Source organism: Pseudorhizobium banfieldiae, from assembly GCF_000967425.1.
Classification (GTDB): domain Bacteria; phylum Pseudomonadota; class Alphaproteobacteria; order Rhizobiales; family Rhizobiaceae; genus Neorhizobium; species Neorhizobium banfieldiae.
In genome coordinates this window covers 1386130-1409497 of record NZ_FO082820.1, presented here as the reverse complement: position 1 = coordinate 1409497, position 23368 = coordinate 1386130, and the positions used below count along the sequence as shown (strand labels likewise).

Annotated in this window: 25 protein-coding genes; 3 read left to right on the top strand and 22 right to left on the bottom strand. The window is 61.8% G+C overall.

What is annotated here, in order from left to right:
* Positions 1 to 98: 98 nt before the first annotated feature.
* The 22 genes from NT26_RS06945 to NT26_RS06845 all read right to left on the bottom strand — a co-directional run bounded on the left by NT26_RS06945 (position 99) and on the right by NT26_RS06845 (position 20432).
* Entirely contained in the window at positions 99 to 671 is a 573-nt protein-coding gene (locus tag NT26_RS06945) for a hypothetical protein (RefSeq protein WP_152338590.1), read from the bottom strand.
* A gap of 11 nt (positions 672 to 682) precedes the next feature.
* Entirely contained in the window at positions 683 to 1648 is a 966-nt protein-coding gene (locus NT26_RS06940) for a phage tail fiber repeat family protein (protein ID WP_052638061.1), read from the bottom strand.
* A 9-nt stretch (positions 1649 to 1657) separates the two neighbouring features.
* A complete protein-coding gene (locus tag NT26_RS06935) occupies positions 1658 to 4873 on the bottom strand; it encodes a DUF4815 domain-containing protein (RefSeq protein WP_052638060.1) in 3216 nt (1071 codons plus the stop codon).
* A gap of 54 nt (positions 4874 to 4927) precedes the next feature.
* Entirely contained in the window at positions 4928 to 6844 is a 1917-nt protein-coding gene (locus tag NT26_RS06930; RefSeq protein WP_052638059.1) for a glycosyl hydrolase family 28 protein, read from the bottom strand.
* A gap of 1 nt (position 6845) precedes the next feature.
* Entirely contained in the window at positions 6846 to 6986 is a 141-nt protein-coding gene (locus tag NT26_RS22720; protein ID WP_156157136.1) for a hypothetical protein, read from the bottom strand.
* 12 nt (positions 6987 to 6998) lie between these two features.
* A complete protein-coding gene (locus NT26_RS06925; protein WP_052638058.1) occupies positions 6999 to 7409 on the bottom strand; it encodes a hypothetical protein in 411 nt (136 codons plus the stop codon).
* Entirely contained in the window at positions 7409 to 8683 is a 1275-nt protein-coding gene (locus NT26_RS06920; RefSeq protein ID WP_052638057.1) for a phage tail protein, read from the bottom strand. Before NT26_RS06920 ends, NT26_RS06925 begins: the two co-directional genes overlap by 1 nt.
* Positions 8683 to 9570, bottom strand: coding sequence for a baseplate J/gp47 family protein (locus NT26_RS06915; RefSeq protein WP_052638056.1), 888 nt, complete (start codon positions 9568 to 9570; stop codon positions 8683 to 8685). Before NT26_RS06915 ends, NT26_RS06920 begins: the two co-directional genes overlap by 1 nt.
* 18 nt (positions 9571 to 9588) lie before the next feature.
* Complete coding sequence (locus NT26_RS06910) at positions 9589 to 10011, bottom strand: GPW/gp25 family protein (protein WP_052638055.1); 423 nt, start codon at positions 10009 to 10011, stop codon at positions 9589 to 9591.
* A complete protein-coding gene (locus NT26_RS06905; RefSeq protein ID WP_052638054.1) occupies positions 10011 to 10241 on the bottom strand; it encodes a hypothetical protein in 231 nt (76 codons plus the stop codon). Before NT26_RS06905 ends, NT26_RS06910 begins: the two co-directional genes overlap by 1 nt.
* A 20-nt stretch (positions 10242 to 10261) precedes the next feature.
* Positions 10262 to 10612 carry a ubiquitination-like system serine protease family protein gene (locus tag NT26_RS06900; RefSeq protein WP_052638053.1) on the bottom strand — a complete coding sequence of 117 codons (351 nt, stop codon included), beginning with the start codon at positions 10610 to 10612 and terminating at the stop codon, positions 10262 to 10264.
* A 12-nt stretch (positions 10613 to 10624) separates the two neighbouring features.
* Complete coding sequence (locus tag NT26_RS06895; protein ID WP_052638052.1) at positions 10625 to 11218, bottom strand: phage baseplate assembly protein V; 594 nt, start codon at positions 11216 to 11218, stop codon at positions 10625 to 10627.
* Position 11219: 1 nt separating this feature from the next.
* On the bottom strand, positions 11220 to 11978 hold the full coding sequence (locus NT26_RS06890; protein ID WP_052638051.1) for a hypothetical protein: 759 nt from the start codon (positions 11976 to 11978) through the stop codon (positions 11220 to 11222).
* Positions 11975 to 12439, bottom strand: a complete 465-nt coding sequence (locus tag NT26_RS06885) for a hypothetical protein (RefSeq protein WP_052638050.1) — start codon at positions 12437 to 12439, stop codon at positions 11975 to 11977. The genes NT26_RS06890 and NT26_RS06885 overlap by 4 nt, the downstream gene beginning before the upstream one ends.
* A 12-nt stretch (positions 12440 to 12451) precedes the next feature.
* Positions 12452 to 12685 (bottom strand): hypothetical protein, encoded by a 234-nt coding sequence (locus NT26_RS06880; RefSeq protein WP_052638049.1) that lies wholly within the window; start codon positions 12683 to 12685, stop codon positions 12452 to 12454.
* Between the two features lie 55 nt (positions 12686 to 12740).
* Positions 12741 to 13070, bottom strand: a complete 330-nt coding sequence (locus NT26_RS06875) for a DUF2190 family protein (protein ID WP_052638048.1) — start codon at positions 13068 to 13070, stop codon at positions 12741 to 12743.
* Between the two features lie 80 nt (positions 13071 to 13150).
* On the bottom strand, positions 13151 to 15364 hold the full coding sequence (locus NT26_RS06870; RefSeq protein ID WP_052638047.1) for a prohead protease/major capsid protein fusion protein: 2214 nt from the start codon (positions 15362 to 15364) through the stop codon (positions 13151 to 13153).
* Entirely contained in the window at positions 15357 to 16943 is a 1587-nt protein-coding gene (locus NT26_RS06865) for a phage portal protein (RefSeq protein WP_052638046.1), read from the bottom strand. Before NT26_RS06865 ends, NT26_RS06870 begins: the two co-directional genes overlap by 8 nt.
* A complete protein-coding gene (locus NT26_RS06860) occupies positions 16943 to 17173 on the bottom strand; it encodes a phage head-tail joining protein (RefSeq protein WP_052638045.1) in 231 nt (76 codons plus the stop codon). Before NT26_RS06860 ends, NT26_RS06865 begins: the two co-directional genes overlap by 1 nt.
* Complete coding sequence (locus tag NT26_RS06855; protein WP_244467675.1) at positions 17173 to 19050, bottom strand: terminase gpA endonuclease subunit; 1878 nt, start codon at positions 19048 to 19050, stop codon at positions 17173 to 17175. Before NT26_RS06855 ends, NT26_RS06860 begins: the two co-directional genes overlap by 1 nt.
* Before the next feature lie 76 nt (positions 19051 to 19126).
* Positions 19127 to 19732: a hypothetical protein gene (locus tag NT26_RS22715; protein ID WP_052638044.1), complete on the bottom strand. Its 606-nt coding sequence runs from the start codon at positions 19730 to 19732 to the stop codon at positions 19127 to 19129.
* 1 nt (position 19733) lies between these two features.
* The gene (locus NT26_RS06845) at positions 19734 to 20432 is read right to left on the bottom strand and encodes a hypothetical protein (protein WP_052638043.1); all 699 of its coding nucleotides are present in this window, start codon (positions 20430 to 20432) and stop codon (positions 19734 to 19736) included.
* A 1628-nt stretch (positions 20433 to 22060) separates the two neighbouring features.
* On the opposite strand from NT26_RS06845, the gene NT26_RS06840 reads away from it, so the two are divergent.
* The 3 genes from NT26_RS06840 to NT26_RS06830 all read left to right on the top strand — a co-directional run bounded on the left by NT26_RS06840 (position 22061) and on the right by NT26_RS06830 (position 23335).
* Entirely contained in the window at positions 22061 to 22594 is a 534-nt protein-coding gene (locus NT26_RS06840) for a hypothetical protein (protein ID WP_052638042.1), read from the top strand.
* A gap of 142 nt (positions 22595 to 22736) precedes the next feature.
* Complete coding sequence (locus NT26_RS06835; RefSeq protein ID WP_052638041.1) at positions 22737 to 22925, top strand: hypothetical protein; 189 nt, start codon at positions 22737 to 22739, stop codon at positions 22923 to 22925.
* Entirely contained in the window at positions 22922 to 23335 is a 414-nt protein-coding gene (locus tag NT26_RS06830; RefSeq protein ID WP_052638040.1) for a hypothetical protein, read from the top strand. The genes NT26_RS06835 and NT26_RS06830 overlap by 4 nt, the downstream gene beginning before the upstream one ends.
* Positions 23336 to 23368: the final 33 nt, after the last annotated feature.

Below are 23368 nucleotides of genomic sequence, written 5' to 3'. Positions count from 1 at the left end.
GTTCAGTTCCTCTCTTGAGCCCGCAGACGCGGGGTGTTGAAAACCGCTTGCGGCGGGCATGAAAAAACCCGCCTCAGTGGGCGGGTTCTGTGTTCGGGTTACTCTCTCTCGAGCAGCTGGTCGGTTCGCGGCTCCCCAAGGACGCCGACGAGGATCGTCCTCCATTCATCCCACAGCGCCGTGTCCGGCCTGAGTGAGACTGCTGAGTTGTAGGACTGGCGGAACCTGACGCTGGCCGCGTTGTATGCCACGTCGACCGCTTCCGCTTCCTCGTCCGTCATCCTCATCCAAGGAGTTTCCTTGTTGATGTAATAGGGAGCCGGAGGAGCAGGAGGAGCAGGTAGGATTTGTCCGCCCTGGAAGATCATGCCGGCAGAGAAGTCGCCCGGTGAGGCCCCATCGATGCCGAGCACGGTCTTATCGCGAGGAACGATCCTAGAGGGATCAACTTCGACATTGATAACTCTGCCCTCCGGGTCGACCACGAGCCAGACCGCATGAGGCGACTTAACAAAGGCCCCCTTTGGCCCTAGCTCCACCAGCTTGCCGATGCCGGCTACCTTTCCCCTTTGCAGATCGTACCAGTCATGGCCGTGCTCATTCCTGAAGAATGCGTAGGCCGCGACGTCGCCCTGATAGGGCGTGAAATGTCCGTAACTTTTGATCTTCATCGCAATCCCCATCATCCGCTAAATGCAACCCAGCCCCGAACCGGGTCATAGGCCTGAAGGTACGCACAGTGGATGTGGCTAAGCTCCCATGGGTTGGCTGTCCCGCCAGCGGTCGTAACCCCGTCCATAACAATCCCGCTGTAGCGATATACATGCGTGCCGCTGCCAAGGGTGACGCTGAAATGACCCGTCTTTCGGAAAGCCAAGTTCGCAACCCGGTCGTTTGCCCACGCGAGCGCACGGTTCTCGATCCGGTCACTCAGGTGACCCAACTGCTGGGTCCATATCCCGCCGCCTGTGTCGATGTAGAAGTGCACCTGCCCGCCCTGGTCCCGGTAGATCAGGCGGCCATTAGCATCGACGTACAGCTCACCCACCTTGACGTTGGGATGATGGAGGCGGACCATCGGGTTGACTTTGGAGATGAGCAGGTTCCCCGTCATCTCGTCGCCAGCTTTCGACACCTTCCCATTCATGGCCGCTGTGTTCGTTGCGGCGAAGTTCGGGTCGTTGTTGATCGCCGCCGCTATCTTCTTCAGCGTGTCGAGCGACGAGCCAACGCCGTCCCTCAGGCTCGAGACGATCGAACTGAGCTGGGCCGCCAGCCCGGTTATGTCACCTACGCCATGCTGGTGGTTGCCGATAGCAGCCGCCGCTGACGACGGCCTCCACCGGCCATCCACCCCTTTGACCAGGACGTAGTTCAGGGCCGCGTCTCCAGCCCCCTCCACGTCCTGAAGGTCGTCGAGCGAGAACGGCTTGTCCTTCGGCATCTTGTCTGCCAAGGCCTGCTCGAGGCCAGTGATGTCCGGGATGCCATGCCCGTGGGTGGAACTAGCTTTCCCACCCAGGGCTGTTTGGAGGGTGAAGAGGATGGCGTCGACCACATCCAATGCGTCCATGAGCCGGTAGAACTCATCGTCCACATCAGCCGAGGTGTCCGGCTTCGGAATGTTGAAATGCTGGGTGTTCGCCATCTTCCTACCTTAGAAAATACCGGCGCCGAGATCGCCGACGATCAGCCGGGCAGCCGGTCCCCCGGTGCCTGTGATCCTCAAGCGAGCGGTGGTGCCGGTAAGGCCCGTCTCTTCATGCTTCCGCTCCACCCAAAGGGGGAACGCAAGCGCTTCTGTTTCATCGAGAGGCAACGTCACCCACGGACCATCGTCGATCGAGTAGTCCATGGTCACCGTGGCGCCGCCCGGCAGGTACGCCTTGTAGTAGGCCGCAATCCTCACCGCCGTCCCCAGGCTGAAGGCCCGGGTGATGTAGGTAAGGCCCGTCGATATCTCCCCGGCCACCAACTCTACAGGAGCGTAGAGGATGGGAGAGAGCTTCGAGGTGCCCGTCAGGACTGCCCGCAGCTCCACCGTCTCCGTCAGGTACTCCGTCAACTGGAGGATCTGGAACGGAAGCAGACGATAGATCGTCCCGTTCGGCCTCTCGACCTCGAAGACGACGCTGCAGCCGGCACCCGGCAATTCGACAGCCGCGCGGACCTGAAGGTCAGAGCAGTCGACGAGATCGTAGGTGCCGAGATCGACGGTCTTGGTGGTGACGGGATAGCGTGCCGCAACGATCCGGAAGGCAAGCGCCTCATCCTGGTGCGCCGTCCACGTCTCCGCATTGACTGAGGAGAAGCGCGGGCCGGTCACATAGGGATGCGACGTCACCCTCTTCTGCTGGTCGGCGTCGAAACCACCCAGCGCCGCGAGCGATACCGAGTGGTCGCTGTCGTCGGTCTTGATGACGAAGGCGTGCCTGCGGTCCGGGGCGGAAGTTACCGGCAGAGTGTACCGGGCTTCCAACCACGTACCGGCCGCGACGCCAGCCATAGGAACCAGAGCTTCAGCGAAGATCTCCAGCGTCGGGTAACCGTTGCTGATGGACACTTGGTCGACCAGCAAGTGGTTCCCTTCATCGCCGACGTGGCAGATGTGGAAGTCAACCCCCACGACCTGGCGCATCTCGGGAACGGCGAACATCTGAGCCTGCGGATCGGAGTTCCCGCCGACACCGTCAGACTGGTTGTTGTTGTTGCCCCACTGCTCGACGAAGCGCTCGACGCGCGGCGCCGTCCAGTTGTTGATCGTCGTGACACGACGCATGACGTCGATGGCGATCGTCCCCTGTCCGGTGAACATGGCTGTCGCCTCTGTCTCCCCTTCGCCGATGGCACGAACGACCTTGCTCCCCGCAGTGACGTTCTCAGGGATCGTGAACGTCCCGGCGATGACGCCGTTCGCATCGGCTGTCTGCGTCCCTGCCGGCTTCACGTCGATCCCGTCGAACGTCAGCGTCTCGAGGATCTCACCCGCTCCAAAACCGGAGATGGTGAAGTCCACTTCGATCTGCCGCAGGAACTGGAGGAGTTCCGACCTTTGATCGACCAGCTGCGTCTCCGTCGTCGACGTCTGCAGCGGGCCGCCGTCGGTGCGGGTGCCTCGGTTGAACTCGAGCGTTTGCGCCGATGTCCAATCGGTGCGGCTCTCCGTCCAGAAGTCTGCCGCAGGCGAGAGCTTCATGGTCCCCGGCAAGGGGATGAAGTTCGCATACGGATTGATCTTCTCACACGCGGTCTTCAGCTCCTGGCTGACGATGACCTCTTCCGTCCAGTCGAGCATGACCGGATCCGCAAGCGGCGCCATGTAGAAGGTCGGCGTGATCGAAAGCTGAAGCATGCCATTGCCGATGGCGCCGGACTGCATCTGCCCCTGATCCCGATAGGTGTCGTCTATGAACGGGTCGACGAACATCCCCTTCTTGGCGACAGGCTCCTTGGCGTCGATGCCGCTTTTCAGCCGCTCGAGCTGCACGAGCCTGTCGATGTCGATGATGCGGTTGAAGTACCGCCACATCTCCGCATACGGCAGGGACCGCACGCCGTCATTGATGACGATCGGGGTCGACATCCAGTTATTGATGACCTGGCACAGCGCCAGAACATCAGCCGGTACCGTTGGCTCTTTCGGGTTCGACCGCGCAGGTATGCCCTTGATGTAGATCGGGGCGCCATCCTGCCGAAGGCCGATGCGGTCGATCCGGGGCAGCTTCTGCGTATAGGAGACGATGATGTCTCCGCCTGTCGCCCCATTCGCGACGGTGATCTCAGAGTCCGTGGCCGACGTCGGGGCAACCGCGTCCCGGTACCGGTAGGTAACCGTGTACGTCGAACCGCTGACCGGCTCCGGGCCACCCGGTGCCCAATCAACCGAGTTATTGACCCGGTTCCAGCTGGTCACCGCGTCGAAAGTCGTAGCCCCCTGCGTAACCGACAGAATCGCAATAACGCTTGTGTCCGGGAGAGCATCAGCGCCGTGCGCGATCGCTCCTCGAGTCACCGTGACCGTCTTCTCCTTCGTCAGGAGGATCGAGTTGATGACGCCGATGGGGGCGAAGTCGACGCTGAAGGTGTAGCTCGCCCCGCCGGGATAGACATGGGTCTCTCCGGGGATTGCCCCCTCTTCCCACACCTCTTCCTCTTCGTACCGGAGCGCTGCGTACCGGGTGCGCTTGAAACCGTTGATGTTGGCCTCGCCCTCCTCGATCGCGAACAGCTGCTTTCCACCGTTCGCCCCCAGGGCGGTCACCCTGTTGCCGGTCACGATGTAGTTGCCGTTCGGTCGGTCGTAGATTGCCAGCTGCTGCATGACCGGCTCGAGCATTGACGGTCCGGTCTGGTCGAGGATGGTGCCGTCCTGAAGGACATACACCGCATAGAACTGGCCTTCGCCCTCATCCCCTTCGAGGGCCCATGCGATCGAGCCCACTTCCCGCGCCGCGCCCGGCTCCCCCTCAGCGAGAGAGCCCTGCACCAGGCCGAGAAGAGACGGATCGTCTTCGTGAGTGACGTAGCTTTTGGTGAGCCGAACGCCGATCTCGACGCGGCCGACCATCGGGACCGACGAAAGGACCGCTTCCTCGACAGGGAAGACGTCGCCGTTGACGTAGATCTTGCCGGAGGTCAGCGTGACCGTACCGGCGGCAACGTCTACAAAGCCATCGGCTCGTTCGATCCTGTCGCCGTCGCTGGCGATCAGGCGCCCCACCCGGGCCGAGCGTTCCCGCTGGATTGTCTGGAGGTCGTTGAGCTCCGCCCCTTGGATGAAGCGGCGCTCGCCATGGAAGACGACGCCCTGCAGTTCCTGTTTGCCGGTGGCGCGGTCATAGGCGAGTGGCAAGCCGCTTTCGTGCTCGTACATGAGAACCTCTCAGGATGGGATGAGCGCCGCCCCGGGTCAGGCGACGCTGTGATTTCAGTCCGTGATCTCCCACTCAAAGCTGACATCGACGCCAGGGTTGACGTCGAGGTAGACCTTGAATGTGCCGCCGGTCACCTCGGCGCGGGGGATCCGCCACTTGGAGGCGGCCCCGAGACTCGTGATCGGCGTGATCTTGATGCTGCCGACCGGCGGGGTGATCTGCAGGAAGTGCGAGATGGTCTGCACGTTCGCCGCAGCGGGGATGACGAACGTCCCCCTGTTCGACGTGGCAAAGCCCTTGTTGCCTCGGATCCTGTTGCCCGTGCCGACCAAGTCGATGTTCTTCGCGATGGCGGCGTTCTTGATGTCGTTGCCTTCTGCCGTCCAATCGCTGGAGTTATTCAGCGTTGCGATGGCCTTCTGCATCACGCCATACGGGTCGGTGATCTTGTTCCGGCGAGCCGATACATCCGTGCACGGGTTGGTGGCGTCGCCAATGCCGCGGATGGCGATCGGCGCGCCCTTGATCTTGTTGTCGTTGGTCGTTCCGTCGCTGGCGCGGGAGATGTTCATCCCGTAGGAGCCATGCCCCTTCATGTTGATCCGGTTGCCGTCCGCCGCGAAGTCGTAAACCGGCTCGTTTTCGCTGCCGATCTGGATGCCTGCGCTTTCGGGCAGCACTTCCTGGTCGAGCTCGATCGTATTCCGGCAGACTGAAACATCTTCGGCGAGGGTCACATTGACCAGCTTGGCGACCTGGTCGGTCGGAGCGCCGTCCAGCGTGATCATGTTCTCGTCCACCATGACCTTCTTGATCAGGTGGCCGACCTTGCCGGTCACGCGGACAGCTTCCAGCCGGCCGTTGGGGTTGTTTACCCTCTTGCCGAAGCCGGAAATCTGGTTCTTCGTGACCATGACCTCGCCGATCCTCTCGGGACCGTCGTAGATCTCGACGACGATTGCGGTCGTATCGGAATGGTCACAGATGTTGCCGATGACGGTCGTCTTGCCGACAGGGCCAGGCACCGCCTGCGTTGTGTTGACGTAGACGCACCGGGCGTAAGTGCTCCGAAGGCGGTTCATGCCGATGACGACGTTGCCGGCGAAATCAGCCTCACCGGACACCGAGACGCAGTCATCGCCGGACTCGATGTCGTTCCCGGTGAAGGTGCCGCCGCGGGATGAGAGCAGCTTGAAGCCGTCTCTGTTGATGCCCTCTGTTCTGACCCGGTTCTCGGTGATCATGAAGTCCCGGCAGCCCCAAATGAGTGCCGCGAACTCCTTGGTGTCCTTGATGCCGATCCCCTCGATCGTGAGGCCGGCAATGTCATGGGCGATCAGGCCATGGTGGCCCTTGATCGGCTCGTCATTCACATAGTTTCCGGTGATGCCGAAGCGGCGGAGTGTGACATCCTCCAGCCCCGTGCCCTCGGAAGAGAGGACGTCGTCGTTGACGGCCGGGTCGAGACTCAGGAAACTGTTGTCGTACCCGTACCCTTCGATCGTGGTCTTGGTCCGGTACTTCACACCTCCCGATAGGTAGTGCTGATGCAGGCGGACCAGCCCGCCCTTGTAAACGGCCTTCTGAACGGGGATCAGATCGTCCGCCGACAGGTCGCCGGCTGCCCCGAAGTCGACGGCATAGTAGGCGCCATCGCGCCGCCGGACATTGAGCTTCACGCCGCCGGAGCTGGTGAAGTCCAGGTCGAACTCCGTCGCATCAGGGGCGACCACGTCGTAGGATGCGCCAAGGCGCGGGACTTCCACCACATCGCCGGGGCCGACGGGCAGCCGCCCAGGGGCGACGCCATAGGAAAACAGCACACCCAGGTTGGCGAAGGACGGCGAGGCAAGAATGCCGACGGACCGCCTCAAGGCGGAAAGGACGGCGTGCGCTTCCCCTGTGACCGTCTCGTTGCCGGCCATCATGTCTTCGAGGTAGGCAGCCAGTGGTCCGTGATTTGCGGCCATGTCAGGCTCCCTTCAGGATGTAGCTATTGTCGGCCTTGGTGATCGGCGAGCCGTCGGCCTTGGTGAGAAAAGCAGGCACGCCTGCCGTCTTGACGGTGCTGCCTATCCGGCCGACCGCCCCGGTAATTCCAATTCCAAGCATGGGTGCCTCCGGTTAGAGGACTGGAGCGATGTGCAGCACGCCGTCGACAAGGTCACGGATCGCTGCGATCCGCTGGCCGGTGGTGATCTGCATGTGGAATTTCTCGCCGGCCTCGAGCGGGATCCCCGTCTCGTCCGTGATCGTCGGCGTGCCCGTCTCGGCCACCGCTGCGACGTACATCTTCTCAGATGCGTGAAGCAGAACCTCGCCGGCGATGATGGGCGAGCTGAGAACGGTGGTGTCGCTCACGGGCATGCTTGATGCAGCGCCGTATGCGCGGGTGCCAACCTTCTTCAGCAAGGCCTCAAGAACATCGGCGAGGAGCTCGTTGGCCAAGTCCTGCTTTTCACCCTTGGCGGGGTCCGGGTTGGGGGTGAATGGCTGCTTTACAAGATCAGCGTCCAAGATCTGAAAGGTAGGCATCAGGAGTCGTCTCCTAGAAGAGGCAGCAGCTGTATGTTCGCCACCGTGTTGAAGGACAGCTTCGGCGTCGGGACCAGCTCCATGACCTCCGCGAGGAGCGGCAGGTACTGGCTGTTCTGCGTCCGGTGGAAGCTGAGTGTCGGAAGGTTCTTCGAGTCGAAGTCGAGGACGAACTTGATGTGGTCCCTGACGGTGCGCCGCAGAGGGATCTCCACTTCTTTTAGCGCTATGGCGTGGCCGCCAACGAGCTCGTCAGGTTCGAGCCAGAGCTTGCCCGGCTTGACACCAGGTGCCCGGCTCGCCCCTACCGTGATCTCGACAGACGCCGCCACGACGTCTTCCGCGTCGCCGAAATCTGTCATGGCGTCGATATAGACCATGCGACCGTCGGTAACGGCGTCGTAGTTCTGGTCGCCCACCGAGTACCTGCCCAAAGCCCGCTTGTTCACCGGGCGGACTGCGCGGCATCGGCGGTGGCCGATAACCTCCCCGTCCTCATCACGGAACGTCACGTAGAGGGTCCGGTTGACGAACCATGCCGCCATCAGGATGCGCCGCTGATTGGTCGGGGTGTCCGCCCATGGGAAGGTGGCTGTCAGCCACGGATACTGCATCAGCACCCACTTGAGGCCTTCCTCCTCCGGCTCGTCGATCCAGTTCCCGATGGCGGTCCCTTCGATCTGCGATAGTGCATGCTCGATCTCAGTAACGCGGCCGAAGGACCACAGCGTCCCGGCCGGCGTGACTGAGATGCCGCTCTCGAAATCGAGCATGCACTCATCCAGCCTCGTGCTATCGGCCTCTGCTGCAGTCACATCGTACTGGTAGACGCCCCGGCGAAGCTGAGATCTCTTAGGGAGAGACAGCCGAGTGACGCCCTCAATCCGCTCGAGGTCCGGGAAGTCGTTAAGTGGCAGGCTGCCGAACCGAAGCTGGGTGCTGTTCCAGTAGGCCCGCCCGTGCCATGCGTCCTCGAGGGTGGCCGTGTACCCAAGCCACCCAAGGCCCTGGTAGACTGAAGCCGGCGTCCCGCGGATGCGCTGCCAGTCTATCCCGCGCCTCCCCACCACGAGCTCATAGGCGTTCGGGATGTATGGCGTCAGTTCCCCAAGGCCGTACTCGTAAACGAGATACGGAAGGACGGAGGGCGGCGGGTTTACCTTCGCCGTCCTGACTGCGTCAGCGCCGGCAGAGAGAGCATCCCAACGCACCGAAAATGCTGCTTCCGACGATTTCTCGAAAAGGCCTGCGTTGGCCGGAAGCAGCGATGCCATCAGAAAGCCCGTCCTCTGTTGTTGAGTGTTATCGTGCCGATCGCGATTGCCTCGGATGGCGGCGCCACGACGTCACCGACGGGCGAGATCGGCACGACCTTGTGGACGCCTCCGATCATCAGCTTGGACGTCCACCAGCTTTGCGTGAGATCCTTGCCTAGCGACTGATGCAGCGCCCACTGAGCCCGTAGGTTCTCCGCCGCTGCATTCCTGACTGCGTCCGATGCGTCAGGGAGGAGCCAGATGTCCGCCTCAAGGTTGACTGTCGTCTGCACGGCCGACGCCACAACGATGGTGTCGTTCACCATCTTCACCGCCGGATCCTGCAGGGCCGCGTCCACAATCGACACGAGCTCCGGCGACGCCACGCCGCCCGGGTCCGTCGAGAAGATTGCGACATGGATCAGCGGGCTGCGACCGACGGTGTAGACGATCGCGTCCTTCACCCTCGTATCAGCCGTCATGGCCACGTACTTGTAGCGAGGCTCGGTACCGCCGGTTGAGCGCCCCTGAATTGCGAGGATGATTCTGGCGACGAACCTGTCGTCCCTTTCGCCCACCAACCTCAGGACGTCATAGAAGGCGCCGAGATTGTCGAGATCTGCGCCCGTGGCGAAGGCGAGAAGCGTCGCCCTCAGCGCTTCATTGATGCGGGCGCGCAGCTTTGTTTCGCGCGCGCTCTCACTCTCGTTGATGATCATGAACGGGTCAGTCTCGAGGAGCTCGAGATTGTAGTCCGGCAGATCTATTTCAGGGTTGGCCAGCTTGACCGCCGCCCATACCGCCTTGAACTCGACCGTCGCCCTGGCGACGTAAACCTCATAGTCGAGCTCCTCGATCGACCTTGGCGGGGGGAGCGTCGAGAGGTCGATGGTTGAGTTTGCCAACGCTCGTTCCTTTCAGGGTTATGTTGGAGCGAGAGCGATCTGCCCATCATTCTCCGTGATAGCGAAGGCGACCTCCGTCAGCTTCGGGTTGCTGTAGTCGCCCAGGTGGCCGTTCTCGAAGAACACCCCGCTGACCAGAAGGAGGAGGCGACCTGGCGTACCAGCGTCGAGGCTGGTCCTCAGGAGAACGAAGCCGGGCTCGCCGTACTCGCGGCCTTCCACCTTCCGCGGCTCAAGCGCCTCGGCCACGCTGACGTAGATGTCGATGATGGTCTCTTCGTTCTGCGGCCTGTCGATCAGGCGCATGAGGCGCCCACCGAACCCACGGCGCTGGACGCGCTCATTGAGCTCGGTGGAGATGATGGTGGAAATGCTCTGGACGCAGTGCGCCCATCCGAGAAGAGGGCGGCCTGTCTGCTTGTCTAGGCCTACCCTCGTCATCAGCGAGTCCTTTCCACCTTCCCGTTGCCGGTCTTCATGTCGAGCGTTGCCGGGTCAGGCTCCGCCTTCCGTTCGGCCTTCGCCTTCTCGGCGGCCTCCTTCTCGATGATCTGCCCGGACTGAACGAGGTACTTGGCCTCGTCGTCGGTCAGCTCGCCGACTGACCGGCCCTTGATGCGGTGGGCCCCGTTGATCCAGCCGGTGACATTGGCGACGTAAGACTTCTTCATGGTGGTTTCCTTTCGTGGCTTCAGGACTCGAAGTCCGGCAGATCCACGGTCTGGCCGGCGAGCTCGTGGGTGCAGTCGTTGAGGAACTGGATCTTCCCGTCGGTGACGAACGAGTGGCAGACGATCCGGCGGGTTTGCACGCCGTTGACCTTCCCGCTCATGATCGCTTCGTGTTCCTCGTCGGTCAGGGGTTCGTGGCCCTGCACCAGTATCGAAGGTCGGAAGGTCGGCCTTTCAGGGTCTCCGTTCCAGGACCATCCGGGGCCATCGCCTTCCCCCACCCGTATCTGGTGCGCGCCGTCACAACCGGGGCACCAGAACATCAGGTGGTTCGTCGTCGGTCTCCGCAGTTTGCGGGAGAGATCTGCCATTTCGATTTACCTCTAGTGCGGCCCGACGGTGTCTGCCCCCCCCGGGACCACGCCGCCATGGACGTGGGTGCTTCCCACGTTGAGGCCGTCATGTTCCTTCACGCCGCCGAACTGCTCGACGCCGTTGCCGGTCACCTTGTAGGAGACGCCGTCGACGTCCACGAAGAGACCCTCTTTAGTGAATTTCAGGGTGGCCCCGCCGACCGAGAAGAAGAAGCCTTCACCCGTGTGAGTGATCACGGCTTCACCGATCGACGTGCGCTCCTCGGCACCCTTGTCGTGCGGCTGCTTGACGTCGTCCGTGTAGCCGCCTGGCATGATGAACGAGCGGCTGATGTCGCCGCCCGGGCAACACAGCACCACTCGCTGGCCAACCGACAGCGGCGTCCACCGGTTGACCTCGCCCGCCTGCTGCAGGGACGGCACCAGGGGAGACAGAACACCGTGGGCGTTGACGATCGCGCGGCCGGTCTCGTGGTCGACCTCGACGACGCTCCCTTCGCGGAAGACGTTGTTGAGCCGCGTCTGCTGGCGGGACACCACCTGCTCGAGTCGCCGTATCCGCTCGATCAGCCGATTGAATGCGGCCATTGCACGGGAGGTCATGTCACCCTCCCGTGTTGAGCGTGAACGTCAGGTTTGCCGGCAGCATCACCTGCGGCCCTACCGGGCGCCCGAGCCTCGCCGATGTATCGCGGCTGTAGCCGAAGGCCTGCATGTAGCGCTCGTTCGGCGTCTTGGTGGCCGGTGAGGTCATTGCTGCCCGGATGTCGATGATCCGGTCGGCATAGTCCGGATGCTGCTCGGCCCTGTCGAGGAAAGCGGCGATCTGCGGCGGGATGGTGCCTTGGATGTTCTCCCGTATCGTCTTCATTTCCAGCGTGATCTGGCGCGCAGCCAGCCGCTGGCCGCCTTCGATCGATGCGCCGCGCCGGCTGATGACGTTCTCGACACCCGGGCAGATGTAGTTGAAGGCGTCGGAGGCCTCTGTCCCCTCGCCCAGCGCGCGGAAGATCTGCGTCTCGAAGATGTCGAGCGACGTCTCGATCTCGCTGTCGGTGAAGGGGCATTCCAGCTTGTAGGGATCCGCGGTGGACTGGTCCTGCGCCGTCTGCACGATCAGGAGCTCGAGCGTCACGGTCATCATCCGCGACTTGTGGCCGGCGGGCGCCTTGCTCCAGTGGTCCTTGTCGTAGTCGGTGTAGACGACGCAGCACGGGAACGCCCGGTCCTTCGCCATGTCCTCGACCGGCTCGATCTTGGAGTCGAAGATGTTGGGCCCGGCCAGCGTGGGCCATGGCGCCGCCATGTAATTGTTGAGAGCGGACACGACAGCGAGCCGCGAAACGAGGCGGTACAAGCTCATGCCTGCGCTCCTATGGTGATCAGCATCAGGACCATCCGGGACAGCCCATCGCGTTGAGACGAGCTCACCTGAAACTCAGGGAGGTCGGGATTGAGCGGGAAGGAGATCAGGTCGCCCTGCTTCGGCTCCCAATCTGCACTCGGCCAGTATTTCCGGTCGATCGACAGCTGCGGGTCTCGTCCAATCTGGAGCGCACGGAGGTCGTTCGCTTCACGGTAGGACTTTCGGACACCCAGCTGGATACCGTACTCGGTGGAGACATAGTCAAAGATCCCTCTCGGCATCGGGCCGGGAACCTCAGCGCCGCCAACCACGACTGTAAGCGGCAGCGCCACCCTGTCAGGATCCGGCCCGGGTCGTCCGTTCGGCGTCCCCTTCATCGGGGTGAACGTGAACGGGATCGCGTTGACGGTATCGACCGCCCTGCTCGTCAGACGGTCAAGGCGGTCGAAAATTGCCATAGGATTGAACCCTTACTTCTCGGTTCGCTTGTCCGACGTTGTGTCGATGCGCTTGGCGGCGTCCTCGAAAACCTTGTCGGTCTTCTCGGTGTCCTTGTCCTTGGCGGCAGGCTTGTCTTCCTCGATCAGGCCGGCCTTCAGGTAGCCCTTCGCCTTGTCCTCGGAGAGGCCATTGACCTCGGCGCCTTCACGGACCGGCTTGCCGTCGATCATGGTGTCGATCTTGGCGCGGTACTTGGTCGTCATTGGCGTGGTTCCTTGTGGGATTGCGGCAGCCGTGTTTCAGGCCGCCGACAGTCGGTTAGAAGTTGTCGTTGAGACGGACCAGGCCAGAGCCCGACGGGTTGGCTGCGGCTGCAGCGGCGACGCCGATCTTGGTATTGTCCGTTGCAACAGTTGTGGCGATGCCGGTCGCATCCATGTAGATGGCGGCACCCATCGTCCACGCCTGAGCCGAGACCTTCGGCAGTTCGTAGACCTCGCCGAGCGCGAGCTCATACTGCTCGCCTTCGGCAGCGCTCGTGGCGGCCACGCCGATGATGAGGCCAACCTGTACGAGCTGGCCACTGACAACGCCGCCGGAGGGGGCGACCGCGGTCAGAACCTTGCCCGGCTGAATGAAATTGCGCATTGGGGATCTCCCGTTTTTCGCGAATTGAAAAGCGCCGGTGGTTAGCCGGCGCTTGGTGGGGTTGGGCCTTCAGCCTGGGCTTACTTGGCGATGCCCGGGTTCTTGTAGGCGAACCGGTAGTCAGTCAGGCCGACGCCGAAATCATGGGCGATCGTGTACTCGACACCTTCGACGTCGAAGCCGATGCGCTCGTTAGTCCGCGGGGTTTCCGCGCCGAGCAGGTGCAGGTAGTGGATGCCGCGGCCCATGGTCGATGCGGCGTCTGCGAACAGGAACCACGCTGCAAGCGTGATCTTGTCGAGGCGATGCTCGTAGACCGGGACCAGGGAGCGGATCGCCTGCGGCACGACATCGCCGATCTGTGTCGGCACGGTGATGCCGGTGATCAGCGTCTGAGCCGCGATCTCAAGGTCAGCGCCGGTGAAGAGATACTTCGGCGTGACATTGATGGACTCGCCATCGAGATCCTTCTGCTGACGGAACGCAAGGCGAGCTGCCTTGAGGGCGTCCATGTCGAGCGTAGAGCCGGCGGCGGCGAGGTTCTTGTGGTCGGCATGGAACAGGCCCTTGCCGTCCTTCAGCTTGGCGTTGTCGATGATGGCGCCCCATACGACGTCGCCTTCGAGCTTCGCTGCTTTCAGACCCCAATTCGCGACGATCTGCATGAAGGCGTTCAGCTGGTCGTTGATCAGCATCTCACGGGTAAACCCGATCTTGCGACCATACGACTGGAGCTTCATGCCCTCTTCCGACTCGCGAACGGTGCCGGCAACGAACTCGCCGTGCTCGTTCTTCAGCTTCAGGTCCGGAGCCGAACCGATGTCGAGCACCTTCGTTTCACGGAAGTCCGACAGGAGCTGCTGGGTCGCGAAGAGCTGGAACGTGTTCTCGTACCGACCGTAGGCATTCAGCAGGGTCTGGCGGGTGATGTCCCCGAGAATGATCGGGAAGTCACTGGTGCTGTGCAGAGCGCGGGATGCCACGTCATGGATGTTGCCACGGGTGCTCTCGCCGCGCATGCGCAGGAGTTCCTTGACAATGTCCATGGTGCCCATCGAACGCCATTCACGCGCGCCGTCTTCTAGATTGTCGACGATGCCGGAGCGATGCAGGATTGCATTGGCCACCATGTTGCGGGTGGTTTCCTGGGCGTCCTGCATTCCGCGAGTCTCCACATGCGGGAAGGTCGGCGACTGGTTCTGGCGGGCGATCATGATGTCGAAGGCCGCACGCCGGAAGTCTTCGACGCTCATGTTGTCGTCAATCGCCCTGCGGACCGTCTCGTCATCGTCCTTGATCCCAGCCGAACGGGCCAATTCCTTGATCTCGTTCTGACGCTTCCGGTCTGCTTCAACGGCTGCACGGGCGATGCGAGCCGCGTCAGCCTCATTGAGGCCTGCGGCCTGCTGCTGCGAGCCGTTGCCGGCCGCGCGGGTCCGGGCTTCTTCGTCGTCAGCTGCGCGGCGAGCGGCGTCCTCAGCATCGGCACGCTTCTTCGCATCTTCCTCGTCCTTGCGGGCCTGCTCGTCCTGCTGATCGAACAAAGCCAGAAGACGCTTGCTCAGAGCTTCGTCCGTCTCGTTCGCATTGCGGGAGAGGCCTACACCAAGGGCCAGAGCGTCGAGCTGTTCACCCTTGTACGTCTTCGCGGCATCGCGCTTATTCATCGGTCGTTCCTCGTCTGTTGCAGCCGCGGCTGCGTTGGGTGCTTCCTGCCGGACCAGGACGGTTTGAATGTCGTCGCCCTTGGGCTCGGACCGTGACGTTGCTCCGGAATCTGCCGGTATCGGGACCGCGGAAAACTCCATGGGTTCCCAATCGACTGCCCTCAGGGTCGGCAGCTTTCCGTCCGCCCCTTCGGTTTTCTCGTACCGGTGGATCTTGTAGCCAACCGAGATCGGGAGCGGGTGCCCGTCCCTCAGATCCTGCAGGATCTCCTCGGCTCGCTGCTTCTTTGAAAAGCGGATGCGGGCGTACCCCTTCCCCCCTTCGATGCGGAGAGTGCCTGGCACAACGGTGCCCAACCTCGAGTCCATGGACCAGCGTTCATGGGTGTCGAGGAGAGACATGGCGTTGAAGCGGTCCGTGCGGATCGCCTTCTTGTCCACGACGAGCTCTTCCATGTAGTACCCCTCATCATAGGAGTACCGCTTCACTGCTGCGCCGGTCGTCCAGCAGACTTCGACCGAGCGGTCGTCCTCGTCCAGAGTACCGGCCCGCACCTCGACCTCGCTTCTCAGCGTCATCGGGATCCGGATCTCTTTCTCAAGAGCCTTTCGGATAGCCTCAGGCATTGCCCTCTCCGTTTTCCTTCCCTTCGGCAGAGGGGCCCTGCAGCTGTCCGTTGATGGACACCTTTCGGGGATCGCTGTCGAAGATCAGTTTGCTTTTCGTCTTGTCGACTTCGGTGAACCACTCGTCGAACTCGGCCAGAACCGTTCTCGGGTTTCGGCCCGTCCTCGCGATGACTTCCTGCGGCGTGCGTTTGCCCATCCGCATTTCCAGAAGGTCGGCGCGAGCGTCGTCGAGGCGGGTGATGCTCTCGAACTCCGGCGGGGTCCACTCGGCCTTGACCTCCCAATCGCGGGGGATCTTGCCGGCGTCCTTTGCCGTATCGACAAACCAGGAGTAGATCACATTGAAGTTCGGGATCAGCGTGTGCCACTGCATCCCCTCGACGAAGCCCTTGTACTCCAGAAGCCCCAGCTTGCCGGAGGCGAAATTCGCCTGGCTGTAGTCACCTGTCAGCAACTCGTAGGGCAGAAGCGCGCCGGCCGCGATGTCGCGGTGGCGTGTCCGGATGTAGGCCTCTATCCCCGCCGAGATCGCCGGAGTGTTGAACTTGATGTCCTTGCCGCCGTGCAGGACGCCGAACATCCCAGGCTCCATCCTCTCGAACGGATAGCCATAGACGTCGGTGACCAACGCGCCTTTAGGGTTTCGTTCGCCTACCGGTAGAGATGGCTCCTCCAGCCCGACGTTCGGATCCTCGAGGGGGTTCTCGTCCTCACCGGGAATCACCATTCCCACCATGCAGGACTCGACTTTCTTTCGGATGTTCTCCGCCAGAATGTAGTCTTTCAGATCCTTGAGGTCGGTGAGGACTGAGTGCATCCAAGGCACACCGTGCACTTGGTTCTCGTCCGCCTCGTACAGGTGAATGATTTCTTCGGCCGGCACGAACTTGCTGCCATAGGGACCCACCATGAACACGCTTGACGACGGGTTGTAGGGGAACATCCAATAACCGCGACGACGCCCGATCGCATCGAACTCGACGCCCTGGATGACCTTGTTGCCGGGGTTGGTCCCGACTGCACCGACCTTCCCCCAATCGCATTGATCCGCATTGAGGAGCTCGATCTGGAGGGGTACCGGCAGCCCGTCCTCAGGTCGACGAAGGCGCTTTCTGGCGTAGACCTCGCCGTCCTGCACCATCATCTTCGCCATGATCTTACAGCCGCCATAGAAGTCGGTCTGCATGCCTACGAAGGCGACCTTGATCCATTCATCAAAGAGATCATTGACTTTCTTTGCCTTGTCACCGTCAGCATTGTCTCCAGTGACTTTGGCTCGAGGCGTGATGCCGAAGCCGACCATGTGGTTGGCGTGGACATTTACGATCTTCTTCGCGAGCGGATTATTGCGGACAGCATCGCGCGATCGGTTCCGAAGGGTCTTGCCGCTACGGCCGATTTCAGCGTCCGCGCTAGTCGCCTGAGAGTACCAGTTCGCAGCAAGCCGGCCGACCGATGCACCTTCATACCCGCGTGTCCCTCCTTGTAGGATCTCCATCCGGCGACGATGCGCGGCGCGCTCTGCGCCACGCTTCGGGCTGAAGTAACCGACGGCCCTGTCGATAAGATTTGCCATCAGCGGTACCCCCCACCGAACGTCGTAAGGATGACCCGCCTTTTCGGCCGGATGACAATGCTGCCCTCCAGCTGGTCGATGATCTTCTTCATCTCGACGGCAGAGCGGTAGGTGACGTCCCGTTCCCGGAACCGGACACGAGACGCGCCTGAGAAGTAGGCCTCCTTCAAGTCCTTGAGGAGCGATACCTTCTCCTCAAGGGTCAGCGTTTCGATGACGATCTCGGCCATTACCAGATGCTCTCTCTCTTACCGCCCCACAGGCCGGAGCGTTCGCCCCTCTTTGGAGGTGGCTGGCGCGGCGGCGTCTCTGGATCGGTCTGTTGCGGGGTTTCAGGTCTGGCCGCCCGGCGCGTTGCCGGTGGACCGTCTCGCAGCTTTGCCAGGTTGAGGATCATCGCAGCGGCAGCCTGCATGGCCTCACAGTCGAGGAAGTGGTTGAGCTTGGACTTGGCTACCCACTTGACCTTGCCGCCGGGCGACTTGATCCGGACTTCGGAAACGACCTGCTTGCAGTAGTCCTCGGTAACGTCTTCCGGCACGAACCATGCGCCGGGGGCGTCCTTCTCCCACCGGATCTTCTGCTGCACCCACGACTTGAAATAGTCCGTGTCGAGCCGCAGCAGCTCGAGGCCCTTCTTGTACGTCTTGCCGTTGATGAGCACGTCGATCATGTTGGCCACGATCGGCTTGCGCATGCTGGTTGACGCGCCCTTGGTCGCCCGGACTAGGTTCGGGAACCGGCGCGCGAAGGCATAGACCCGGTGCTCCGGAACCACGAACTTCTTGCCAGGGCGGAAGCCGGAGTCGATCAGCGCTAGGCGGATCGGGATGCCGTCGTAGGTATCCGTCACCACGTTGGCGAGCGTATCCCACACCTCCTGCTCCTCGGTCGGTCCGTAGATCTCGGCCGCTTCGACAAGCCAAGAGGTGCCGCCGGCGCCCCACCCGCGGATGGTGTAGACCAGCCTGTCCTTCTGGACGTCACAGGTGAGCGTCAGGATACGAGCACCTTCAGGGACATCGCCCATCTGGTAGTCGTCTGCGCACTTCTCGACTTCCGTCCAGTCCGGAGCGTTGCCGCCGCCGGGAGTGTAGAGCTCGCCGAAGCCCTGGTTCTTCACCGTCTGGATGTCACCGGGGTTGCCGGACCGGACAGCTTCGACGTAGCGCTGCGCTCTCTCACCCCACGAAACGAAGGGTGAGCACAGGCCGGACACCCAATAGCTGAGGGTGGTTGCTTCAGGCGGAGGACCGTTGACCGTCCCATCGGGGTCGATCGACTGGCCGGGAGCGACGTAGACGCCGCGGTTGTTCATCCACTCCTTCGTCAGCGTCTCGCCGTCGGGCGATGCTTCGTGCTCGTAGATGATGCACCCTTCAGGACAGATGAGGTGCGCAGTGTTCTTTGCCATGATCGGGGTGGATGGCAGCTCCCTCCCCTTGCCGTCTTTCGGCTTGTCCCACCCAAGGCAGGCAAACCGCGGGATGAAGAACGTCCCGCAATGTGGGCACGGCCATGCCCAATGGTACCTGGTGCCGGTGAGCCAGAGCCGCCAGATGGTCGACTTGATCTCGTCCGGGTCGCTGTCGGCCCAAAACTCAAGGCCGCTCTCTGGATCCGTCTCCACCTCAGTCGCCCCCTCACTTGGCGTTGACGTGATGGCGTGCACGAAATCCGCGTAGGTATCGCCGCGGGCGTCGATCAGGCCGACCGGGTTACCCTGGCCCTTCAGCTCCTTCATGAGCTCGTCCGCCTCGTCCGTCAGCGCGAGGCCGAACGGATCCGATTTCATGGCACCGGTGGAGCCGCCGTGCGCCAGACGAAGCGGCACGCCGTTGACCAGCTTGCGCGTCTTTGTCTGCCGGCTCTTGGCGGCCATGCGATCGGCGAGGACAGTCGTCGTCAGGAGCTCGTCGATGCGAGGCTCCCATTGCTCGGTGATGAACCGCTTCGACGGCCCGACATAGAGCGTCGGTACCGGTGCGGTGTCGAGCCGTTCCCCGATGATGTCGAGGAAGGACTCCGATTTCCCTGACTGCGCGGACACCACCATGACGACGCGCTTGTGGGTGCGCCCATGCACGGCCATCGTGAAGGGCACCATGTACGGCGTCTTGTAGGGGTTGCGCGGACCAGGATGGCCAGCTGTTTCGGGATAAACTCGCTCGGCTTTCGCCCACTCAATCGGCGTCGTCCTCGGCCTCGGCGTCAGGATCTTCTCTACCCGAGCGAAGAGCTTCCCGCTTTTTGGCGAAACGATCCGCGAGCCGGAGCCTCTCACTATCGAAGATGTCATTCAACCTTTGCCGCTCCCGCGGCACTCCCGTGATCTGCGCCGGAAGTCCGTTGAGGGACGCAACGAACATACCGGTCACCTCGTCGATGACGCCTAGAGCCTCGTCGAGCTCGATCAGCGTTCGGTCCTTCCGCTCGCGGTTGAGGCGCTCGGTCAGGGCCTTTTCCTTGCGGAGCTCGTCCAGGCTTTCGTTGCCCGTCTTCTTCGTGACGCCCTCCTTGAGGAAGGCGGCATAGGCCTGGAACACAGCGGTCGGATCGAACCGCCCTCTGCCCAGCGATGGGATGGTTCCGTCTTTCACGAGCGATTGAAGCCATCGCGGGGTGACCCCGAGAACGGCGGCCATGCCCTGCGTCGACATCACCACGCCAGCGAGATCGTCGCGGGGCTTCTCAGCCTTCGGCTTCTTTTCGGCCACCGGCTTCTTCGGTGCCGGCTTGCGGGTGGACGACTTTTTCGGCGGCGCCGTCTTTTCCGTCCGGGGTGCCATGTCAGAACCTCATCAGCTTGGTGAGCCTTTTGCCGACGTGCCGCTCGAGCAACGCCGGGCCGTGTCTCAGGAAGACATCCAAGGAATCATCCTTCGGGATCTCCTTCATCAGGGAAGGACCGAACAGCCGGCGGACTTTGCCGTACCTCGTTCCCGAAGGAGCGAAGCGCCCGTCTGCCCCTCGGGGCTGCCCAGGCTTCGAGCCATAAGTCCACAGCGCTTTCGGAGCGCGACTTGACGTCCCGGCGCTCGGTGGCCGCATCGCGAAAAACCCGGTCCCGGTCGCGAACGACCGTTTGAAGACGCGCGGGTTGTTCCACACTCCCGACCTCACTGTCCCTCGGTCAGAAGTTACGCGGCCGGCGTTCATGCGGCGGGCAGCACGACCGCTGCTCTTCACCGACATGAGCCCCTTATACTGCTCGATCTTCGCGCCGCCTTTGACGCCGAAGATCTCGTAGCTGAGTGTCTTCTTGCGGGGGATGCCCCTCGTGCCGGCGACGACATAGCTGCCGTAGTTGCCTGGCTTCAGCGCCATCTGCCGCTGGACCGTCTTCTGGTTGATCGTCTTCATCCGGCGACCGGCGTCGATCACACCACGGTGCAGCTCAGTGCGCCCGCGATCGTTGCTGAGGTGCCTTGCCATGTCCCTCATCCTCAGGACCAGGAACAGGTTGGTGCCGCGCTTCACGATACGCATCGTATTCGCCACCCCTCAAACGAAAGCATTATTCTACAGTTCGCCCCTGCGCGATGGGATCTGCGCAAGATCATTTCTATCCGCCCCGTGGGATCACCCCATTTCGTTGCGCGGTTTCAGCAAATTCATTCCCCGCGCATCGCCACCTTCGCCAGGAATTTTTCGCGAATCCGAACCCTCGAAATGAAAAGCCCGGAACCGCTCAAATACTGCGCTGCCGCCGACCCGCGGTGGGCCGCCCCCCTTCCGGAAGAACCTACCCGTGGGGCCTCTCAACGCCTTGATTTGCAAGGCTTTTCACGCTCTTTCGCTTTGAATGACGCTGGAACGCCTTGTCCGGCATGGTCCGGCATGGGTGGCAATGGCCATCAGGTAGCCAGCTGGCCAGCGGCAAGGCGTGGCGAAAGGTCTAGCCGGGGATGGCCAGTCGCAAGCGGCACGCCTTCAGGTGAGCAGGTGAGGGGATGAAGCGTCGCGGCGTCTAGGCGCAATCCGACGTTCTGGAATGCTGTGTGACTCGTTCCGTTGTTCCACGCAATAGCCAGCTGTCACGCCTTCCCCTCTCTCCTCTCCTCTCCCTCTCTCCCTTTGCGGGGATTGGTGGCGGTTGTTCTGGGGCGAGTGCACTGGAGAATCGCCACCGGTTTTCTCCGGCAATGGGTGGCCAGTTTGGCCAGCATGGCAGGGAGTTAGCCAGGCATTGAGCCAGGCACTAAGCCGGGGACAAGCTCAGAGGCAAAAGCAAACGCCTTTTATCGTTTGTTTTCAGCGAATTAGGCTATCCGATTTGCCCGATTTTCTGGCCTGTTTTTGGCCAGCTGTAATGAGCTGAGACGACGCAAAGGCGATACGATTTGAATTTTTTATTTGCTGCAATTTCAATGCGATAACGGGCCAAACGGTATTTTCTGTATTTTTCCGGTTGTTTTCAATTCGTATCGTATTATCTTGCTCACAACGAAACGCGAATGTTTCGGGCTTTGGACGGTTCCGGCTTCGTCGGTTTCGTCGGTTCTTTGAAAACAAGATGACGGTTTTCCGCCCTAGCCTTCTAGGTGCACTGGTTTCGTGACTTGCTTTGCAAGTGTGGAGACAAGGGATTGAAGAGGCAAAGGGAGCAACGGAAAGCGCGGTTACGAAGAGGGCAACCGTGAGGTGATTCGGCATGACAAAGCCGGATTGCAGCACATAGGGAAGGACGCGCGACAGGGAGCGGACAACAAATCACCTGTATCGGGGAAGGTTCCGGCTAAAGCGATCCAATGCGAGACTGCAAAGTTGAGTGTGTTGGGCAATCGTTGGTGGGAGAACTGGCAAAGCATGTAACCATGCACTGAGGGAGCAACGGACTTGCTTCATAGGAATAGCCAGAAGCACGACAGCGGCGAAAATGCCGTAGGTGGCGGAAAGATACTCGGCAAAGCCTCATTGGCTTCAGTGCTGCAAACCTCAACCGATACAGGCATGGTCAATCCAAGCGATTGAAAACCGAAAAATTCGACAAGTTTCTAAGGCCACCGGACTCCCTCTGGTGGCCTTTTCACGTTTCCAGCTGCAAAGCCTCTTTTGGCTTTTCAGGTGCAAACGGCACTAACCCGGCAATCATGCCAACGATGGAGATTAAGATCATGACCAAGTTTGTTGTTCTCACCGGTTCCAAGCTCAACAACGCAATCAAGGGCTTTGTGAAGGCCGCCGCGACGTTCACGGAAAAGGAGCACCAGCTGGCCTATTCGGCATTGAACCATGTCGAGCTGCACAATGATCCGAAGTACCTGAACGCGCTTTACGCTGTCACTCCGGCGAACTATCGCCGCGGACTGGTTTCGTGGTCGACCGCTTTCGGCAAGGTCAAGTTTGACGACAAGGCGCGCGTTTTCGAGTTTGCCAAGGGCAAGAAATCCGACATGGCGCAAGCGATGGAAATCGCACCGGCGAACTACGAAAAGGCCACGAAGGGCAAGCCAGCGGCTGCATTCGACGAGGTCAAGTACCTCGAGTCCGTCGTCAAGAAACTGGAGGAGAATGGCGGTTCGCCGCGCGTTCTGCAGGCTGTCAAGGGCGCCTTGACGCTGGCGAAGACTCCGATCGTCGCTGCACCTGCCAAGGCTCCGAAGGCCGCACCGGCCGCCAAGACGGAGGAGATCCAGAAGGCCGCCTGAAAGCATCTGCGGCTCATAAGATGACCGCCGGAGGTGGGGACATGGTTCCCCACCTTTGCGCGTTCCTACGTGAGGGCCAGGCACTGGCCTTGACGCGGCAACGCGCCGGAACCCGCAACTATGCGACACAAGGAGACCTGCAATGAGACCGCAAAGGCCGGAGTCCGTCCTTCGCCCGGACGCACCACCACCGTTCCGCCATCCGTATTTCGCGACGCATCGCGACGAACAGGCCGATGCTTTCCGCGACGAGGTGGGGGCTATGATCCTTCGTGACGACGCCTTCCGCGCTCGCCTATCCCGCGCTCGCATTCTGGAGGCAGTCCATTGATCCGGTTCCTCAACGTGTCCACCATGAGGGTGGGCGGCATCCGCTTCCTGAAAATCGGCCGCCTGACGTTCTCGTTCTGCGTATCGTCGAGCTATCGGCCGGTCGGGCAGCGCCCGGTTCGCCAGATCCACCGCACCGTGCCGGGCGCTGCCATCCGCTTCGTGCAGTATGCGGGAGCGCTTGCGCTCCTGCTGCCCTCTCCCGCGCTCGCCTATCCGGACACCGTCCTGATCGGCATCGGCTGCCAAGGCCAGCAAGGCGAGATCTACCGCCTGCACGAGGACGAGTTCCCGCAGTGCCAGGCTATCGCCCCGATCGACGTCGACCTCGTCCCCGCTTGCCCGCTTGCGGACCTGCTGCCCACCGATGGCAACATCGAGGCTTGCACCGGCCGCCCGTGGCACGAGTAGCCGTCACCACCCCCGCAATCATGCGAACCTGAG

Coding starts and splice junctions, on each gene's coding strand:
- NT26_RS06840 (WP_052638042.1), top strand. CDS start 22,061: ATGACCAAGTTTGTTGTTCTCACCGGTTCCAAGCTCAACAACGCAATC.
- NT26_RS06935 (WP_052638060.1), bottom strand. CDS start 4,873: ATGTACGAGCACGAAAGCGGCTTGCCACTCGCCTATGACCGCGCCACC.
- NT26_RS06890 (WP_052638051.1), bottom strand. CDS start 11,978: ATGAGCTTGTACCGCCTCGTTTCGCGGCTCGCTGTCGTGTCCGCTCTC.
- NT26_RS06860 (WP_052638045.1), bottom strand. CDS start 17,173: ATGGCCGAGATCGTCATCGAAACGCTGACCCTTGAGGAGAAGGTATCG.
- NT26_RS06940 (WP_052638061.1), bottom strand. CDS start 1,648: ATGGCGAACACCCAGCATTTCAACATTCCGAAGCCGGACACCTCGGCT.
- NT26_RS06930 (WP_052638059.1), bottom strand. CDS start 6,844: ATGGCCGCAAATCACGGACCACTGGCTGCCTACCTCGAAGACATGATG.
- NT26_RS22715 (WP_052638044.1), bottom strand. CDS start 19,732: ATGGCACCCCGGACGGAAAAGACGGCGCCGCCGAAAAAGTCGTCCACC.
- NT26_RS06855 (WP_244467675.1), bottom strand. CDS start 19,050: ATGGTGCCCTTCACGATGGCCGTGCATGGGCGCACCCACAAGCGCGTC.
- NT26_RS06900 (WP_052638053.1), bottom strand. CDS start 10,612: ATGGCAGATCTCTCCCGCAAACTGCGGAGACCGACGACGAACCACCTG.
- NT26_RS06945 (WP_152338590.1), bottom strand. CDS start 671: ATGAAGATCAAAAGTTACGGACATTTCACGCCCTATCAGGGCGACGTC.
- NT26_RS06875 (WP_052638048.1), bottom strand. CDS start 13,070: ATGCGCAATTTCATTCAGCCGGGCAAGGTTCTGACCGCGGTCGCCCCC.
- NT26_RS06865 (WP_052638046.1), bottom strand. CDS start 16,943: ATGGCAAATCTTATCGACAGGGCCGTCGGTTACTTCAGCCCGAAGCGT.
- NT26_RS06905 (WP_052638054.1), bottom strand. CDS start 10,241: ATGAAGAAGTCTTACGTCGCCAATGTCACCGGCTGGATCAACGGGGCC.
- NT26_RS06885 (WP_052638050.1), bottom strand. CDS start 12,439: ATGGCAATTTTCGACCGCCTTGACCGTCTGACGAGCAGGGCGGTCGAT.
- NT26_RS06835 (WP_052638041.1), top strand. CDS start 22,737: ATGAGACCGCAAAGGCCGGAGTCCGTCCTTCGCCCGGACGCACCACCA.
- NT26_RS06920 (WP_052638057.1), bottom strand. CDS start 8,683: ATGGCATCGCTGCTTCCGGCCAACGCAGGCCTTTTCGAGAAATCGTCG.
- NT26_RS06870 (WP_052638047.1), bottom strand. CDS start 15,364: ATGCCTGAGGCTATCCGAAAGGCTCTTGAGAAAGAGATCCGGATCCCG.
- NT26_RS06895 (WP_052638052.1), bottom strand. CDS start 11,218: ATGACCTCCCGTGCAATGGCCGCATTCAATCGGCTGATCGAGCGGATA.
- NT26_RS06910 (WP_052638055.1), bottom strand. CDS start 10,011: ATGACGAGGGTAGGCCTAGACAAGCAGACAGGCCGCCCTCTTCTCGGA.
- NT26_RS06925 (WP_052638058.1), bottom strand. CDS start 7,409: ATGCCTACCTTTCAGATCTTGGACGCTGATCTTGTAAAGCAGCCATTC.
- NT26_RS06880 (WP_052638049.1), bottom strand. CDS start 12,685: ATGACGACCAAGTACCGCGCCAAGATCGACACCATGATCGACGGCAAG.
- NT26_RS22720 (WP_156157136.1), bottom strand. CDS start 6,986: ATGCTTGGAATTGGAATTACCGGGGCGGTCGGCCGGATAGGCAGCACC.
- NT26_RS06845 (WP_052638043.1), bottom strand. CDS start 20,432: ATGCGTATCGTGAAGCGCGGCACCAACCTGTTCCTGGTCCTGAGGATG.